Source organism: Dyella thailandensis (genome assembly GCF_050749815.1).
GTDB lineage: Bacteria > Pseudomonadota > Gammaproteobacteria > Xanthomonadales > Rhodanobacteraceae > Dyella_A.
This window is the reverse complement of record NZ_CP192735.1, coordinates 2569820-2586298: the sequence shown is the minus strand read 5'-3', so window position 1 is coordinate 2586298 and position 16479 is coordinate 2569820. Positions and strand designations below refer to the sequence as shown.

Below are 16479 nucleotides of genomic sequence, written 5' to 3'. Positions count from 1 at the left end.
TGCCCCATTGAGTCCGGCCTATGAAGACGCGTAACGACAAGCAGCTGGTCGTCGGACTGGATATCGGCACCTCCAAGGTGGTGGCGATCGTCGGCGAGTACGAGCCGGGCGAGCCGATCGAGGTGATCGGCATCGGCTCGCATGTCTCGCGCGGCCTGAAGCGTGGTTCGGTGGTGGACATCGAGTCGACCGTGCATTCGATCCAGCGCGCGGTCGAGGAGGCCGAGCTGATGGCCGGCTGCGACATCCGTTCGGTGTTCGCGTCGATCTCCGGCAGCCACCTGGAAACGCGCAACTCGCACGGCACCGCGGCGATCCGCGATCGCGAGGTCACCCCGGGCGATCTCGACCAGGTGCTGGAGGCGGCCAGCGCCGTGGCGATCCCGGCCGACCGCAAGGTGCTCTACAAGGAGTCGCAGGAATACCGCATCGACGGCCAGGACGGCATCCGCTCGCCGGTCGGCATGAGCGGCGTGCGCCTGGAGGCTTCGGTGCATCTGGTGACCGGCGCGGCCGCGGCGGTGCAGAACATCACCAAGTGCATCCAGCGCTGCGGCCTGTCGGTGGACGAGTTGGTGCCCTCGGCGGTGGCCAGCAGCAAGTCGGTGCTGACCGACGACGAGCGCGAGCTGGGCGTGTGCCTGGTCGACATCGGCGCGGGCACCACCGATATCGCCATCTATACGCAGGGCGCGATCCGCTACACCAAGTCGCTGCCGGTGGGCGGCGATCAGGTCACCAACGATATCGCCTACGGCGTGCATACACCGACTGCGCACGCCGAGGAGATCAAGATCAAGTACGCCTGTGCGCTGGCGCAGCTCGCGCATGCGGATGAAACCATCCAGGTGCCCAGCGTGGGTGATCGGCCGCCGCGGCGGCTGGCACGGCAGTCGCTCGCGCAGAGCGTGCAGGCGCGCTACGAGGAAATCTTCGAGATGGTGCAGGACGAGCTGCGCCGTTCCGGCTACGACAGCCTGATCGCCGCCGGCATCGTGCTCACCGGCGGTGCCGCGCGCATGGAGGGCGCGCTCGAACTGGCCGAGGAGCTGTTCCACAAGATGGTGCGGGTGGGCGTGCCGCAGCACGTCAGCGGGCTGGGCGAGGTGATGTCCAACCCGCTGCATTCCACCGGCGTGGGCCTGTTGCTGCACGGCGCGCGCAGCGGCGGCGTGCGTCACGGCGGCCCGGTGGGCGGCGCCATCGGCGGCCCGCTGGACAAGCTGCGCGGCTGGTTCAAGAAGAATTTCTGAATGCATTTGGCGGCGCCGGAAGCGCTGCCACGGGCGAAGGGAAACGCCCACCACCACGGCCCGACAGGAGTCATCCGCCGCGGTTACAACGACAACTAAAGCTCTATGGAGGACGGGAAATGTTTGAACTGATCGATAAATTGACCCCCAACGCAGTCATCAAGGTCATCGGCGTGGGCGGCGGCGGCGGCAACGCCGTGGCGCACATGCTCAATGCCAACATCGAAGGCGTCGAGTTCGTCGTCGCCAACACCGACGCGCAGGCCATGAAGAGCTGCGGTTCGCGCACCCACCTGCAGCTCGGCGCCAACGTCACCAAGGGCCTGGGTGCAGGTGCCAACCCGGAAGTGGGCCGTCAGGCCGCGCTGGAAGACCGCGAGCGCATCGAGGAAATGCTCGAGGGCGCCGACATGGTGTTCATCACCGCCGGTATGGGCGGTGGCACCGGCACCGGCGCCGCACCGGTGGTGGCGCAGCTGGCCAAGGAGAAGGGCATCCTGACCGTGGCGGTGGTGACCAAGCCGTTCCCGTTCGAAGGCCGTCGCCGCATGCAGGTTGCGCTGAAGGGCATCGAGGACCTCAGCCAGCACGTCGACTCGCTGATCACCGTGCCGAACGAGAAGCTGCTCTCGGTGCTCGGTCGCGAGGTCACCCTGCTGAACGCGTTCAAGGCTGCCAACGACGTGCTGCAGGGCGCCGTGCAGGGCATTGCCGACCTCATCACCTCGCCGGGCCTGATCAACGTCGACTTCGCCGACGTGCGCACGGTGATGTCCGAGATGGGCATGGCCATGATGGGTTCGGGCACTGCCCGCGGCGACGACCGCGCCCAGGCGGCGGCCGAGGCGGCAATCAACAACCCGCTGCTGGAGGACGTGAACCTCAACGGCGCCTGCGGCATCCTGGTCAACGTCACCGCTGGCCCGAACCTCACCATGCGCGAGTTCGACGAGATCGGCCGCGTGATCCACGATTTCGCGTCCGAGGATGCTACCGTGGTGATCGGCACCTCGCTCGATCCGGAGATGCAGGACGACGTGCGCGTCACGGTGGTGGCCACGGGCCTCAACCGCGCGAACGTGCGCCAGCCGGTGCGTCCGGTGCAGACCCAGCAGGTGGAGATGCGCCAGCGCCCGCGTCCGGTGGTGCTGCGCACCGGTACCGGCAACGAGGTGGTGGACTACGCCCAGCCAGATGTCGTCAGCACCAGCCGCCATGAAAGCGCCCCGGCCAAGGCAGCGGATTCGAGCTTCGACTATCTCGACATCCCCGCCTTCCTGCGTCGACAGGCGGATTGACCGGCGTTGGGCGGCAGGCAGGAACCATCGGGTCATAGGTCGGTCTTAATGACTTCGGTGGTGCCTGCAAGGCTGTGTTCCTTTCGGGGGCCGGTCCGCCGCCTGTGCGTGTCATGGAAGCCCTCGCAAATGTGAAGGCGCTAGCAAAGCTACGTGTCCGGATGACCCGCGGCGCGCCTCCTGGCCGGACTCCCGTCCCCGGCCAGGAGGTTTTCTGTTTTCGTAAGTGCATGATTTGGAAATGCTCCACTCCGCTTGGCGGGATCGCGGGGCGCTCCGAAGCATGAAGGCGGGCTAAAGACTGTACGGTCCGGTTTGCTATTGTCTGAGGTTAAGACTGTGTTAGCATCACCGACCAATCTGGCTGCTGCCGTCCACGGGTACCCTAAAAAATGATCAAGCAGCGTACGCTCAAGAACATCATCCGCGCGACCGGCGTGGGCTTGCACACCGGCGACAAGGTCTACATGACCCTGCGCCCGGCAGCACCCAACACCGGCATCGTGTTTCGTCGCACCGACCTCAATCCGCCGGTCGACATCCACGCGCGCCCGGACTGCGTGGGCGATACGCGTCTGTCCACCACCCTGGTCAACGGCGACGTCCGCGTCTCGACGGTGGAGCATCTGCTCTCGGCGATGGCCGGTCTGGGCATCGACAACGCCTATGTCGACCTGTCGGCGCCGGAAGTGCCGATCATGGATGGCAGTGCCGGTCCGTTCGTGTTCCTGCTGCAGTCCGCCGGCATCGAAGAGCAGCCGGTGGCCAAGCGCTTCATCCGCATCAAGAAGCCGGTGAAGGTGCAGGAAGGCGACAAGTGGGCCAGCTTCGAGCCGTTCGAGGGCTTCAAGGTGGGTTTCTCGATCGAGTTCAACCACCCGATCATCAACAAGCGCACCTCGCGGGCGGAGATCGATTTCTCCACGACCTCGTTCGTCAAGGAAGTGAGCCGCGCGCGTACGTTCGGCTTCATGCGCGACATCGAGATGCTGCGCGAGCACAACCTGGCGCTCGGCGGCTCGATGGACAACGCTGTGGTGCTCGACGACTACCGCGTGCTCAACGAGGACGGCCTCCGCTACGAAGACGAGTTCGTCAAGCACAAGATCCTCGATGCGATCGGCGACCTGTACCTGCTCGGTCACAGCCTGGTCGGCGCCTACCACGCGCACAAGTCCGGCCACGAGCTCAACAACAAGCTGCTGCGCACGCTGATCGCCCAGCCGGATGCCTGGGAAGAGGTGGTCTACGAGGACGATCCGGCTACCGCGCCGATCTCCTACGCCCATCCGGCGCAGGCGATCTGACCGCCCCGCACGACCGGCAGCTCGCACAAACATTACGGCCACGCCTCGCAGCGTGGCCGTTTTGTTTTGTGGCGAAGTTCACGCAGTTGTCCACGATTGCTTCACGCCACGGACACGTGGACTTGTCAGGGGCTCATGCCCTCGTGTTATAAACCCAGCCTCGCCGGACGCTTCCGGCGGAAATTGCGGCACCCCGGGCGCCGTTGGGAGGCCGCAGCGGCAGTCGTCTACTGCGGTCGACAGGGGTCTCAATCAGCAGTTTCGGCGAGGGACGCCAGCTCCAGGAACAGTGCCCGCAGTTCGGGGTCTGTGACTGACACTGCAGCCGCCTTGAGATGTACGGCTGCAGCAGGCGAAAGCGGTTTTGACCGATCCGGCTCCGTTGCGGCCGGCGGTTGGGGGGCCACTTTCACGGTGACTGAACTGGCGCAGGTGCCAAGGGCACGTGCGGTGGCGAGAAGCTGCGTCTGCATCAGGCGCAAGCGGGAAGCCCAGGCCGGGGAGGACGCCAGAAAGACGAGGCGGTCGCCGCGCGCATGTGCGAAACGCACCTGGTCGCGCAGCGATGTCGGCAACGTCTGGCGCAGGGCACGATCCAGCGCATCCAGCTCGGCAGCCTTGGTGGCGAGTCGGGCAAACGCGCCACATTCGGCCAGGGGCTTGAGCCCGTGTCCGGAGCGGCGAGGGATGGGTGGACCGGCGCGCTGCATGGTGCCGACTTCTTCAACGTGGAAAAGCATGCAAATCATACTCGTGTCCCGCACCAAGAAGGTGCCCAAGACCCTCGATCTCGCCTGTCGGCGTATGCGTTGGCGGATCGCAACCCTGGGGGTGGTGGCAGTGGCCGGTTGCATGGCGCTCGGTGCGGCAGTGGCGCTCACGGTGGCCAGCCCGCGGGACCGGGCGCTCTCCCAGATCAGCGAGCTGCAGCACAAGATCGACGCGCAGGACGCCAAGCTGGGCGCGGTGAAGCAGGATGCGCAGCGCAATCTCGACGCCCTGGCAGTGAAGCTCGGGCAGCTGCAGGCCCAATCCACGCGGCTCAATGCGCTCGGTGAGCGGCTGGCCCAGATGGGCAAGCTCGACGATGGCGAGTTCGATTTCGACCAGGCACCGCCCGTGGGCGGTGTCGAAGACACCAGCGGCGCGGCCTATACGCTGCCGCAGAACCTGGAAAGCAGCATCAGCCAGCTGGCCACGCAGTTCGATGGTCAGCAGGCCCAGCTCACCGCGCTGCAGAGCCTGCTGATGGACGCGCGCATCGAGTCCAACCTTAAGCCTACCGGCATGCCGGTGCAGGGTTATATCTCTTCTTACTTCGGGGGTCGTCCGGACCCGTTCAGCGGCCACGCCGCGCGGCATACCGGCATCGATATCGCCACCCCGCTGGGCACGCCGGTGCATGCGGTGGCCGAAGGCATGGTCACCTTCGCCGGCATCCGCAGCGGCTATGGCGACGTCATCGAGATCGACCACGGCAACGGTTACATGACGCGCTACGCGCACAACAGCAAGCTGATTGCCCACCCCGGCCAGCGCGTGCGGGTGGGTGACGTCATTGCCGACGCCGGTTCCACCGGCCGCTCCACCGGCTCGCACGTCCATTTCGAGGTCTGGTACAAGGGCCGCGTGGTCAATCCGCTGGCCTACGTCCGCAACCACCGCTGATCCTGCCGGCTTCCAACGGGAAACTCCCGGCTCTTGAAACCGCCGCCTCGCGCCGCCACCCCATCAGCGGTGCGGCGAGTTGGGGCGTCGCGGCCTTTCTCCGCGTCTTTTCATGCGTTTGGGATAGCCGGCGGACCCTAGTATCATCGCGTATTTGGCCCAGCCGGCCGCGTGCTGGCGGGCTTTCCTGTCTCCAGTATCCGGATGATCGATGTTCAATCGTGCCCTGACGAGCCTCTTTGGCAGCCGTAACGACCGCGTACTGCGCCAGCTCTCCAAGTCCGTCGCCCGCATCAATGCGCTGGAATCCGAATACACCGCGCTGGGCGACGACGCCCTGCGTGGCAAGACAGACGAGTTCAAGCAGCGCCTGGCCGCCGGCGAGACGCTCGACCAGCTCCTGCCGGAAGCTTTCGCGACTGTGCGTGAGGCGGCCAAGCGCGTGCTTGGTATGCGCCCGTACGACGTGCAGCTGATTGGCGGCATGGTGCTGCACATGGGCAAGATCGCCGAGATGCGCACCGGCGAGGGCAAGACCCTGGTCGGCACGCTGCCGGTGTACCTCAACGCGCTGGAAGGCAAGGGCGTCCACGTCGTTACGGTGAACGACTACCTGGCCCGCCGCGACTCGGCCCAGATGGGCAAGCTGTACAACTTCCTCGGCCTGAGCGTGGGTGTGGTCTACCCGGGTATGGATCACGCCGACAAGAGCGCGGCGTACGCGGCCGACATCACCTACGGCACCAACAACGAATTCGGCTTCGATTACCTGCGCGACAACATGGCGCTGTCGAAGGACCAGCGCTACCAGCGCGGCCTGAACTACGCGATCGTCGACGAGGTCGACTCGATCCTGATCGACGAGGCGCGCACTCCGCTGATCATTTCCGGTCCCGCGGAGGACTCTCCCGAGCTGTACATCGCGGTCAACAAGATCGTGCCGCGGCTGGTGCGCCAGGAGAAGGAAGACGGCGCCGGCGATTACTGGGTCGACGAGAAGCAGAAGCAGGTGCACCTGTCCGAGGAGGGCATGGCACACGCCGACGAGCTGCTGCGTCAGGCCGGCGTGATCGAGGCCGACAGCGGCCTCTACGACTCCAAGAATCTGGCGGTGGTGCACCACCTCAACGCGGCGCTGCGCGCCAATGCGATCTACCAGCGCGACGTCGATTACATCGTGCGCGATGGCGAAGTGATCATCGTCGACGAGTTCACCGGTCGTACCCTCGCCGGTCGTCGCTGGTCCGATGGTCTGCATCAGGCGGTCGAGGCAAAGGAGGGTGTGCCGATCCAGCGCGAGAACCAGACGCTGGCCACGGTGACGTTCCAGAACCTGTTCCGCATGTACGCCAAGCTGGCCGGCATGACCGGTACGGCCGATACCGAGGCGTACGAGTTCCAGCACATCTACGGGCTGGAAGTGGTGGTCATCCCCACCCATAAGCCGATGATCCGCAAGGACAACCCGGACATGGTGTTCCTCGCACAGGCGGCGAAATACCGCGCGGTGATCGAGGACATCAAGGATTGCCACAAGCGTGGCCAGCCGGTGCTGGTCGGTACCACCTCGATCGAGGTGTCCGAGCTGCTGTCGGGTCTGCTGCAGAAAGAGAAAATCCCGCACGAAGTGCTCAACGCCAAGCAGCACGAGCGCGAAGCTCACATCGTGGCCCAGGCCGGTGCGCCGGGCTCGGTGACGATCGCCACCAACATGGCCGGTCGCGGTACCGACATCGTGCTGGGCGGCAGCCTGGAAGCGGCGCTCGCCGCGCTGCCTGCCGAGGCCAGCGAGATGGACCGCCAGCGCGTGAAGAGCGACTGGCAGAAGCGCCACGACCAGGTGCTGGCCGCCGGTGGCCTGCACATCATCGGCACCGAGCGCCACGAGTCACGCCGCATCGACAACCAGCTGCGCGGCCGCTCCGGTCGCCAGGGCGATCCGGGTTCCTCGCGCTTCTACCTGTCGCTGGAAGACAACCTGCTGCGCATCTTCGCCGGTGACTGGGTCGGCCGCTGGATGCGCATGTTCGGCATGAAGGAAGACGATGCGCTGGAAGACCGCATGGTCAGCCGGCAGATCGAAAAGGCGCAGCGCAAGGTCGAGCAGCACAACTTCGACATCCGCAAGCACCTGCTCGAGTTCGACGACGTCGCCAACGACCAGCGCAAGGTGATCTACAAGCAGCGCGACGAGCTGCTGGAAGGCGAGGACGTCTCGGCCACCATCGCCGACATCCGCGAGGACGTCGTCGAGCAGATGGTGCGTGCGCACGTGCCGGCCGACAGCATCGACGAGCAGTGGGACATCGCCGGCCTCGATCGGGAGCTGGAGACCGAGTTCGGCCTGCATGCGCAGCTCAAACCGTGGGTCGAGCAGCAGCACGAGCTGGATGCCGACGCGATCCTCGAGCACGTGCGTGGCATGGTCGACGAGCTGTTCCGCGCCAAGGAGGCGCAGATCGGCGCCGAGACCATGCGCCAGCTCGAGAAGCACATCATGCTCACCGTGGTGGACAACGCCTGGAAGGAGCATCTGGCGAGCATGGACTACATGCGCCAGGGCATTTACCTGCGCGGCTACGCCCAGCAGGATCCCAAGCAGGCGTTCAAGCGCGAATCGTTTGAGCTGTTCTCCAACATGCTCGACCGCATCAAGGGCGAGATCGTGCAGATGCTGGCGCGTATCCGCGTGCGCAGCGAGGAAGAGGTCGCTGCGATGGAGGCCGAGCAGCAGCGTATGGCCGAGCGCCTGCAGCGTCAGATGCTGGCAAGCGGCGGCGGTGCTCCGGTCAGCGCGGGCGATCCGGCCCATTCGCAGGCGGCCGCATCCGACGGTCCCAAGGCCGGGCGCAACGACCCGTGCCCCTGCGGTTCCGGCAAGAAGTACAAGCACTGCCACGGCCAGCTGAGCTGATCGGCGCAGCTCGCGTACCAAGAAAAACGGGAGGCAAGAGCCTCCCGTTTTTTTATCAGTCTTCGCCGCCGGGTGGACGCTTGCGGTGCGGTTCGGCGTTTACCGTGACATACACGGGTTCTTCCACGTCCAGCCGTAGCGCGGTGAGCTGACCGCCCCACACGCAGCCGGTGTCGATGGCATAGATGCCCAGCCCGGCAAAGCGCCCGAGTGCCGACCAGTGGCCGCAGACCACGCGCGTCTCGCGACGACGCATGCCCGGCACCTCGAACCATGGGTACATGCCCGGCTTCTGCGTGCCCGGAATGCCCTTGCCCTCGAAGTCGATGCGGCCCTGGACGTCGCAATAGCGCATGCGCGTGAACGTGTTGATCGAGGCGCGCAGGCGTTCCACGCCCTGCAACCGGCTGGACCAGGCGGCCGGCCGATTGCCGAACAGATTCTTCAGCAGTCGGGGATGCCGGGGGCTGGAAAGCTCGCGTTCGATCTCCTGAGCCGAACGCTGCGCCTGGCGCAGCGTCCACATCGGCGCCAGGCCGGCATGCACCATGGTCCAGCCGAGCTGCTCGTCATGGTGCAGCAGCTTTTGCGAGCGCAGCCACTCGAACAATACCGGGGCATCTTCGGCAAACAGCACTTCGCGCAATTCGGGGTTCACCCGCGCCTGCGCATCCGGCCGGCGCAGGGCGATCGCCAGCAGGCTGAGGTCGTGGTTGCCCAGCGTGACGACGCAGGACTCGCGCAGGCCGTGGATCAGTCGCAACGTCTCCAGCGACTGCCCACCGCGGTTGACCAGGTCGCCGCAGAACCACAGCCGGTCGCGCGACGGGTCGAAGCGTAGCTTGTCGAGCAGCCGCTGCAGCTCGGGGAAGCAGCCCTGCACGTCGCCGATTGCGTAGGTCGCCATCAGTGCAGCGTGCGCGGGATCGAGAGCGTGAAGGTCGGGATCGGCGCGTCGAATTCGGTGCCATCGTCGGCCAGCATCTGGTAGCTGCCGACCATCGTGCCCACCGCGGTCTCCAGCACGGCGCCGGAGGTGTACTCGTAGTCGTCGCCCGGGCGAATCCACGGCTGCTCGCCGACGACGCCGTCGCCGCGCACCTCGTCCACCTTGCCGTTGGCATCGGTGATCACCCAGTGGCGGGTGATCAGTCGTGCCGGCACCTGTCCCGCATTGCGCAGCGTGACGGTGTAGGCGAAGACGTAGCGATTGTCGTCGGGCTTGGATTGGTCGGGGATAAAGCGGGTCTGGACCCGTACATCGATGGTGTAGGGGGATTTCGCATTCATGGGCGCGATTGTACGGCCTGCCGATGCGATCCGGTCAGGCCGCAGCAAGTGCGCTTCAGCTGGCCGCCTGTTCGTCGTCGACGAGTTTGGCGAGCCGCACGAAATCCAGCGGCGCCAGGGTTTCTGCGCGCGCGCCCGGATCCACCCCGGCGCGGCGGATCGCATCGGCACCCATGAGCTGTTTCAGCCCGTTGGCGAGCGTCTTGCGACGCTGGGCAAAGGCGGCCTTGACGATCGCGTGCACGCGCGCCGGGTCGGCGTCGTGCCGCTCGCTGGGCGTCAGCGGTACCAGTCGCACCACCGACGAATCCACCTTGGGCGGCGGCCGGAACGCGCCCGGCGGGACGTCGAACAGCGGCACCACGCGGCAGGCCAGCTGCAGCATCACCGAGAGCCTGCCGTAGACCTTGCTGCCGGGCTCGGCGGCCATGCGGTCGACGACTTCCTTCTGCAGCATGAAGTGCATGTCCTCGATGGCGGCAGCATGCTCCACGCAATGGAACAGGATCGGGCTGGAGATGTAATACGGCAGGTTGCCGGCGATACGCAGACGGCTCGCGCCCAGCTGCTGCGCGAGGACGGTGAAATCCACCGTCAGCACGTCGGCCTGGATGATCGTCAGCGTTCCCACTGCCGCGGCGCGCTCGCGCAGTGCGGGGATCAGGTCGGTGTCCAGTTCGATCGCCGTGAGGCGACCGGCGGCAGCGAGCAGGGGCAGGGTGAGTGCGCCCTCGCCCGGTCCGATCTCCACCACGGTGTCGCCGTCGCGCGGTGCGATGGCGCTGACGATGCGATCGATGTAGCGCTTCTCGTGCAGGAAGTGCTGGCCGAAGCTTTTCTTGGGACGGGCGTTCATGGGCAACTCGGAAAGGTGATACGCCGACGCGGCCGGCGCGTCGGCGCGATCAGGCGGCGTGGCGGCTGCGCAGCACCAGGTCCAGCGCCATGCGCGCGGCGGCGATCAGGCTGGACGGGTCGGCTCGGCCCGTCCCAGCCAGATCCAGTGCAGTGCCGTGATCGACCGAGGTGCGGATGAAGGGCAGGCCGAGCGTCAGGTTGACGGTGCGGTCGAACGCCTCGCTCTTGAGCACGGGCAGCGCCTGGTCGTGATACATCGCCAACACCGCGTCGTAACGCGCACGCATCGCCGGAACGAACGCCGTGTCGGCGGGCAGCGGGCCGAGCAGTTCCATGCCTTCCTCGCGCAAGGCGTCTAGCGCGGGAATGATGGTGTCGATCTCCTCACGCCCCAGGTGGCCCGCTTCACCCGCGTGCGGGTTCAGGCCGAGCACGGCGATGCGGGGTGCCTCGATGCCGAACTTGCGCTGCAGTTCCCTATGGACCGTGCGCAGCACTTGTTGCAGGCGCGCGCCGGTCACCGCCGTCGGCACGGCGGACAGCGGTAGATGGGTGGTGGCCAGCGCCACGCGAAGCTCGGGGCTGGCGAGCATCATGACGACGTCTGCACCCGCGCGTTCGGCGAAAAACTCGGTGTGGCCGCTGAAGGCGATGCCGGCGTCGTTGATCGACGACTTCTGCAGTGGCGCGGTAACGACCGCGTCGTAGCGGCCAGCCTGGCAGCCATCGGCCGCCTCGGCCAGCGTCGCCAGCACGTAGCGGGCGTTGGCCGGATCCGGTTTGCCCGGTTGCTCCGGTGCCGGCATCGGCACGTGGTGCACGCGCAACTGCACGGCGGTGGTGAGCGCCGGAGCCGGGCCGGCATCGTCCACCAGCTGGATATCCAGCCCGCAGCGGGCAGCAGCGCGCTCGATCAGGCCGCGATCGGCGATCGCCACCAGCTCGGCGTCAAACGGGATCGCCGCCAGCCGGACCAGCAACTCCGGGCCGATGCCGGCCGGTTCGCCGGCAGTCAGCGCCAGCCGCGGGCGCGGACGCGAGTCCATGCGCCTCAGGCGTTGCCGTTGGTGGGGTCCTGCAGCTCCGGCACCATCACCTTGATGTAGGCATTGGCCTTGAGCTGGCGCAGGAAGTCGTCGTAGGCCTGCTCCGCCTTGCGATTGCCGATGGCCTGGCGTGCCTGGTTGCGGGCGATTTCGTCGGTGCGATCTGCCTGGCGCGTACCGAGCAGTTGCAGGATGTGCCAGCCCGCTTCGCTCTGGAATGGCTGGGACACCTGGTTTGGCTTCAGCGCGGCCAGCTGCTGGGCGATCGTGCCACCCCAGGCCTGCTGTGCGAACCAGCCCATGTCGCCGCCAGCGTTGGCGGTGGTGTCGTCCTTGGAGTTCTCCTTCGCCAGCTTGGCGAAGTCCTCGTGCTTGTTGACGATGCGGTCGTACAGCTCCTGCGCCTTCTGCCGGGCCTGGTCGGCCGTCATCAGCTCGCTGGGGCTGATTAGGATCTGGCGGGCGTGGTACTCGGTGATCATTTGGCGCTCGGGCTGGCGCTGGCCAACGAGCTTGAGGATGGTGAAGCCGGTCGGCCCGCGCAGGGCCGGGGTGACGTCGCCAGGCTTCATGGCCGCGATGGTGTCAGTAAAGGCCGGCGGTACCTCGTCGATGCGGCGCCAGCCCAGGTCACCACCGTCGAGCGCGTCCTGCGCATCGGAATAGCGGATCGCCGCGGCGTTGAAGTCCATGCCGCCCTGGATCGCCTTGATGGCTTCGCTGGCCTTCGACTGCGCGGCCTGGATGTCGGTCGGGGAGGCGCCGGCGGGAATGGTGATCTGGATGTGCGCGAGGTGGACTTCGCCTGCCTTGTAGCTGGGGCTGCTGAGCAGGTTGTTGATCTCGCTGTCGGTGATCTGCACCGAATCGCGCACCACGCTGTCGTGCAGGCGCTGCGCGATCAGCTGTTCAGACAGCTGCTGCCGGAATGCGGCGAAGCTGGCGCCGCTCTGTTCCACGGCAGCGCGCAGCTGGTCGGGCGTCATGCGGTTCTGCTGGGCGACGCCCGCCACCGCCTGGTCGACATCGGCATCGGAGACGCGGATGCCCTGCTCGTCGGCCTTGTTGACCTGCAGGCGCATCAGGATGAGGCGGTCCAGCACCTGACGCTGCAACACGTTCAGCGGCGGCAGCTGATTCGGGTTGTTCGCGTATTGCTGCTGCACCGCGCGCACCGCGTCGTCGAGTTCGCTTTGCAGGATCACCCCGTCATCGACCACGGCGACGATGCGGTCCAGCGACTGGTCGGCGCCGGTCGACGTGCCCGCGACTGCCTGCGGCAACAGCTGGGCGTGGGCAGGAGCGACGGTCGCGGCGGCGATCGCGAGCAGGAACAGCGCGAGAGGTTGCTTCATCAGAACGGAGCCTTCGATCGCCCTCAGGCGATGGACAAATTATTGATATCCCAGAATACCACGCCGCAAAAGGTCCTCGGCCTGGCCGTTGAACGCACCCAGTCCCTTGAACTGCAGCTCGAACATGATGGCGTTGTTGCTATCGGGACGGCTGGACACGACGCTGTATTGATTGACGTAATGCCGCCCGACCAGACTGACGATCACGCAGCAACTCTCATACTGCAGCCCAGCCAGTGCCTCGACCGTGCGGCGATCCTTCACCGAGTACGTCCAGCGCGCGAGCAGGCGCCAGCGTTCGGAGACCGGATAGACCGTGGAGGCGTCGTATTGTTCCAGCAGCGTGTTGGTGCTCCCCGGCACCCGGCGGAAGCGGTAAGAGAAGTTCAGCACACCGTTGTCACGGATGCGCCGTTGCAGTCCGAACGCGCCCAGGTCCGTCTTGCGGGTGTTCGGACTCCACTGATACGAGGAGTTCGCCTGCCACTGGTCGTTGAGCTGGATGCTCGCCTGCGCCACGTAATCGGAGCCTGTCCAGTCGGTCACCGGTTGTCCGGGAAGCTTCACCCGCTGCGGGTTGAAGTAGCGGATCTGCCCGAAACTGGCCGAGAAGCGCTCCACGCCGTTGTCGTCCAGTAGCCGCGTGGTGATGGCGCCGGTGAGGTTGTTCGCATTCATCTGGCGGTCGGCGCCGGAGAACTGGTTCGGAGAGAACAGCTGCCAGTAGTCGAAGCTGAGCTGCTGCGTGTCGAACAGCGGCAGGTTGTCCTGATTGCGATACGGCACGTACAGGTAGTACAGACGCGGCTCGAGCGTCTGGGTATAGCTGGTGCCGAACAGCGAGGCGGTGCGATCGAAGATCAGCCCCGTGTCGACGCTGGCGATCGGCAGCGCACGGCTCGGGTTGCGTTCGGTGAAGGGCGATGCCTGGTTGGCGCCGAGGCGGCCACCGTAGCCGTAAAGTGAGTAGTAGTCGTCTAGCTGATAGGCGGTGTAGCGGTAGGCCAGCTTGGGCCGCACGAACCATGCTGCGCCCTGCCAGTCGGCGGCCAGGTAGGGGTAGAGATCGGCGCGCTTGCCCTCGATGAAGCCGTCCTTGCGGAAGGATACGGCCTCGTTGCCCATGCCGAACTCCAGCCAGTTGGCCAGCGGCACGTCGAGGTTGAAGGTGGCGCGCGGCCAACGCTTGTACTGCAGGCCGCGATCGCTCAGGAACGGGTCGGTGTTCTGGTAACTGTCCACGCCCAGTGACGCGCTCCACCAATTGCCAGCTCCCGCCACATATGCGTTCGACGCGATCGAGCTGGTAGCGGTGGTGTACAGGTCGTTGCTGAAATCGCGCAGGTAATTCTTGTCCGAGACCCGATTGACGTTGGTGCCGAAGTTCCATCCCGGCCACAGCGCCGTGCTGTCCGAGAAGCGGTACAGATAGCGCTGGCGACCCTGCGTGGTCAGCCCGGAATTGGCCAGGTTCTCGCCGCGGTCCTTGTTGATGTATTCGAAGTCGAACTGGCCGCTGCTGCCCGGCAGGAGGTAGCGGAACTGGCCCGCCAGCATGGCGCCGCGGCTGGAGTACAGGCGCGGCTCCAGCGTGGCGTCATAGTTCGGTGCCAGGTTGAGGTAGTAGGGCACGCTCGCCATGAAGCCGGAATGGCTGGAGCTGCCGAACGTCGGCGCCAGAAAGCCGCTCTTGCGACGGTCGTCGATGGGGAAGCTCAGGTACGGCAGGTACAGGAACGGCACATTGGCAAAGCGCATCGTGGCGCCGTGCGCCACGCCTACGCCGGCGTCACGGTCCATCGTGAGGCGGTTGGCGCGAATCTCCCACAGGCGATGGCCGACGTCGCAGGTGGAGTAGGTCACGTCCCGGTAGTTGCTGTGCTGGGCGTCGATCAGCGTGGCCTGCTTCGCCACGCCGTTGCCGCGCGATGCCAGCAACTGGTAGGTGACATTGTCGGCGACGCCGCGCTTGGCCTCGTTGTTGCCCTTGAGATGGTCGGCCGAGAACAGCTGCTCGGCGTCCTGGTAGCGCACATTGCCGCGTGCGTCGTAGTCGGTGGTCTGGTCGTTGTAATCGACCCGCTCGGCGCGCAGCAGCTGGTCGGCGCGCTGCATGCGCACGGCGCCGGTGAGCTTGTAGAGCGACTGGTTGGAGCTGTCCACGCGCTCGGCGTGGACGTCGGTATCGGCATCGTCGCGCAGTGTGCTGTCGCGTGGCAGGGTGGGATCGTAGAACTCCAGCAGCGCGTTCGGTCGGCACATGGCGTAGCTGATCGGGCGGGGCGGGCAGTGGAACGAGCCGAGCTTGCAGGTGGTGGCCGGATGCGCGGCGGCGCCGGGGGGCAGAGCTTCCGTCGTGGCGGCGTCCACTTCCATGGAGGCGCCGGCCAAGGCGAGGGCGGCGGCAACCGCCAGCAGGCGGCGCGGGGGCAACGGGCGCGGCGTCATCGTCACGATGGCAGTCTGTCGGCGGAAAGGGCTCGTTAAGCTAGCAGAAACGCCGCACGGCCGGCAGGCGGACGAGGCGGTCGCCCGCGGCGGGGGTTCAGCCGATGGCGCCGTTGGTCAGTCGAGCAGGGCTTCGACGTGAGCGGCGGCGCTGGCGGCCAGCGCGCGCAGGTCGTAGCCACCCTCGAGGCTGGACACCAGCCTTCCCCCAGCGTGGACGCGGGCCAGCTCCACCAGTTGCTGGGTGATCCACGCATAGTCTTCGGTGCCTAGGCGCAGATCGGCCAACGGGTCGTCGCGATGCGCGTCGAAGCCGGCCGACACCAGCACCAGTTGCGGCTTGAAGGCGTGCATGCGCGGCAGCAGTTCGTTGTGCCAGGTCTCGCGAAATTCCATCGAGCCGGCCCCTGCCGGCAGCGGCGCGTTGAGGATGTTGCCCACGCCGCGCTCGTGCGCGAAGCCGGTTTCCGGATACAGCGGCGACTGATGACTGGAGACGAACAGCACCCGCGGCTCGCTGGCGAAGATGTCCTGCGTGCCGTTGCCGTGATGCACGTCGAAATCGGCGATCGCGATGCGCTTGAGCCCATGCACGGTCAGGGCGTGGGCGGCCGCCACCGCGATCGAGTTGAACAGGCAGAAGCCCATCGCTTCGCCCGGCGTGGCGTGGTGACCGGGCGGACGTATGGCGCAGAACGCGCGGGCCGTGTGGCCGGCGAGCACGGCGTCCACCGCGGCGCAGGTGGCGCCGGCGGCGCGAAGTCCGGCCTCGTCGGACCCGGGGGACATCCAGGTATCCGGATCGAGTTGCACGCGACCCTCAGTCGGCGCGCTGCCGAGCACGCGATCGACATGGGCGGCATCGTGCACGCGCAGCAGTTGTTCACGCGTGGCCCGCGGAGCCTCCACCCGGTCGACGGCGGCGAAGCGGTCGGCGTCCAGTGCCTGCAGCACGGCCTTCAGGCGCAGCGGCGATTCAGCATGGCCGGGGCCCGGATCGTGCCGCAGACAACTCTCGTGCGTGTAGAGACGCAGCACGGAG

Annotated in this window: 13 protein-coding genes; 5 read left to right on the top strand and 8 right to left on the bottom strand. The window is 66.5% G+C overall.

The annotated features are described in order from the left end of the window. Window positions 1-20 precede the first annotated feature (20 nt). The 3 genes from ftsA to lpxC all read left to right on the top strand — a co-directional run bounded on the left by ftsA (window position 21) and on the right by lpxC (window position 3858). Window positions 21-1253, top strand: a complete 1233-nt coding sequence (gene ftsA / locus ACQVBX_RS11960) for a cell division protein FtsA (RefSeq protein ID WP_431634303.1) — start codon at window positions 21-23, stop codon at window positions 1251-1253. Window positions 1254-1372: 119 nt separating this feature from the next. Beyond that, window positions 1373-2551, top strand: a complete 1179-nt coding sequence (gene ftsZ, locus ACQVBX_RS11955; protein ID WP_431634302.1) for a cell division protein FtsZ — start codon at window positions 1373-1375, stop codon at window positions 2549-2551. A 392-nt stretch (window positions 2552-2943) separates the two neighbouring features. Beyond that, a complete protein-coding gene (lpxC, locus tag ACQVBX_RS11950; protein ID WP_431634301.1) occupies window positions 2944-3858 on the top strand; it encodes a UDP-3-O-acyl-N-acetylglucosamine deacetylase in 915 nt (304 codons plus the stop codon). A 248-nt stretch (window positions 3859-4106) separates the two neighbouring features. Here the strand turns inward: lpxC and ACQVBX_RS11945 are convergent, their stop codons facing one another. After that, a complete protein-coding gene (locus ACQVBX_RS11945; protein ID WP_431638176.1) occupies window positions 4107-4568 on the bottom strand; it encodes a DciA family protein in 462 nt (153 codons plus the stop codon). Window positions 4569-4596: 28 nt separating this feature from the next. Between ACQVBX_RS11945 and ACQVBX_RS11940 the strand changes: the two genes are divergently transcribed. Then, window positions 4597-5526 (top strand): M23 family metallopeptidase, encoded by a 930-nt coding sequence (locus ACQVBX_RS11940; protein ID WP_431634300.1) that lies wholly within the window; start codon window positions 4597-4599, stop codon window positions 5524-5526. 211 nt (window positions 5527-5737) lie between these two features. Further along, window positions 5738-8440 carry a preprotein translocase subunit SecA gene (secA, locus tag ACQVBX_RS11935; protein ID WP_431634299.1) on the top strand — a complete coding sequence of 901 codons (2703 nt, stop codon included), beginning with the start codon at window positions 5738-5740 and terminating at the stop codon, window positions 8438-8440. A gap of 55 nt (window positions 8441-8495) precedes the next feature. Here secA and ACQVBX_RS11930 read toward each other — a convergent pair whose 3' ends face one another. From ACQVBX_RS11930 to ACQVBX_RS11900, 7 genes are all read right to left on the bottom strand, one after another. Next, a complete protein-coding gene (locus ACQVBX_RS11930) occupies window positions 8496-9347 on the bottom strand; it encodes a symmetrical bis(5'-nucleosyl)-tetraphosphatase (RefSeq protein WP_431634298.1) in 852 nt (283 codons plus the stop codon). Continuing rightward, the gene (apaG, locus tag ACQVBX_RS11925) at window positions 9347-9730 is read right to left on the bottom strand and encodes a Co2+/Mg2+ efflux protein ApaG (RefSeq protein ID WP_431634296.1); all 384 of its coding nucleotides are present in this window, start codon (window positions 9728-9730) and stop codon (window positions 9347-9349) included. The genes ACQVBX_RS11930 and apaG overlap by 1 nt, the downstream gene beginning before the upstream one ends. A 55-nt stretch (window positions 9731-9785) precedes the next feature. Beyond that, entirely contained in the window at window positions 9786-10586 is an 801-nt protein-coding gene (gene rsmA / locus ACQVBX_RS11920; protein ID WP_431634295.1) for a 16S rRNA (adenine(1518)-N(6)/adenine(1519)-N(6))-dimethyltransferase RsmA, read from the bottom strand. A gap of 49 nt (window positions 10587-10635) precedes the next feature. Next, the gene (gene pdxA / locus ACQVBX_RS11915; protein ID WP_431634294.1) at window positions 10636-11634 is read right to left on the bottom strand and encodes a 4-hydroxythreonine-4-phosphate dehydrogenase PdxA; all 999 of its coding nucleotides are present in this window, start codon (window positions 11632-11634) and stop codon (window positions 10636-10638) included. Between the two features lie 5 nt (window positions 11635-11639). Then, the gene (locus tag ACQVBX_RS11910; RefSeq protein ID WP_431634293.1) at window positions 11640-12989 is read right to left on the bottom strand and encodes a peptidylprolyl isomerase; all 1350 of its coding nucleotides are present in this window, start codon (window positions 12987-12989) and stop codon (window positions 11640-11642) included. A 39-nt stretch (window positions 12990-13028) separates the two neighbouring features. After that, window positions 13029-15437, bottom strand: a complete 2409-nt coding sequence (locus ACQVBX_RS11905) for an LPS-assembly protein LptD (RefSeq protein ID WP_431638175.1) — start codon at window positions 15435-15437, stop codon at window positions 13029-13031. A 117-nt stretch (window positions 15438-15554) separates the two neighbouring features. After that, window positions 15555-16475 (bottom strand): histone deacetylase family protein, encoded by a 921-nt coding sequence (locus ACQVBX_RS11900; RefSeq protein ID WP_431634292.1) that lies wholly within the window; start codon window positions 16473-16475, stop codon window positions 15555-15557. Between the last annotated feature and the right edge of the window lie 4 nt (window positions 16476-16479).

Bases quoted from the DNA above. Each gene is read 5' to 3' on its own strand.
- ftsA (WP_431634303.1), top strand. From the start codon at position 21: ATGAAGACGCGTAACGACAAGCAGCTGGTCGTCGGACTGGATATCGGC.
- ftsZ (WP_431634302.1), top strand. From the start codon at position 1,373: ATGTTTGAACTGATCGATAAATTGACCCCCAACGCAGTCATCAAGGTC.
- lpxC (WP_431634301.1), top strand. From the start codon at position 2,944: ATGATCAAGCAGCGTACGCTCAAGAACATCATCCGCGCGACCGGCGTG.
- ACQVBX_RS11945 (WP_431638176.1), bottom strand. From the start codon at position 4,568: ATGCAGCGCGCCGGTCCACCCATCCCTCGCCGCTCCGGACACGGGCTC.
- ACQVBX_RS11940 (WP_431634300.1), top strand. From the start codon at position 4,597: ATGCAAATCATACTCGTGTCCCGCACCAAGAAGGTGCCCAAGACCCTC.
- secA (WP_431634299.1), top strand. From the start codon at position 5,738: ATGTTCAATCGTGCCCTGACGAGCCTCTTTGGCAGCCGTAACGACCGC.
- ACQVBX_RS11930 (WP_431634298.1), bottom strand. From the start codon at position 9,347: ATGGCGACCTACGCAATCGGCGACGTGCAGGGCTGCTTCCCCGAGCTG.
- apaG (WP_431634296.1), bottom strand. From the start codon at position 9,730: ATGAATGCGAAATCCCCCTACACCATCGATGTACGGGTCCAGACCCGC.
- rsmA (WP_431634295.1), bottom strand. From the start codon at position 10,586: ATGAACGCCCGTCCCAAGAAAAGCTTCGGCCAGCACTTCCTGCACGAG.
- pdxA (WP_431634294.1), bottom strand. From the start codon at position 11,634: ATGGACTCGCGTCCGCGCCCGCGGCTGGCGCTGACTGCCGGCGAACCG.
- ACQVBX_RS11910 (WP_431634293.1), bottom strand. From the start codon at position 12,989: ATGAAGCAACCTCTCGCGCTGTTCCTGCTCGCGATCGCCGCCGCGACC.
- ACQVBX_RS11905 (WP_431638175.1), bottom strand. From the start codon at position 15,437: ATGACGCCGCGCCCGTTGCCCCCGCGCCGCCTGCTGGCGGTTGCCGCC.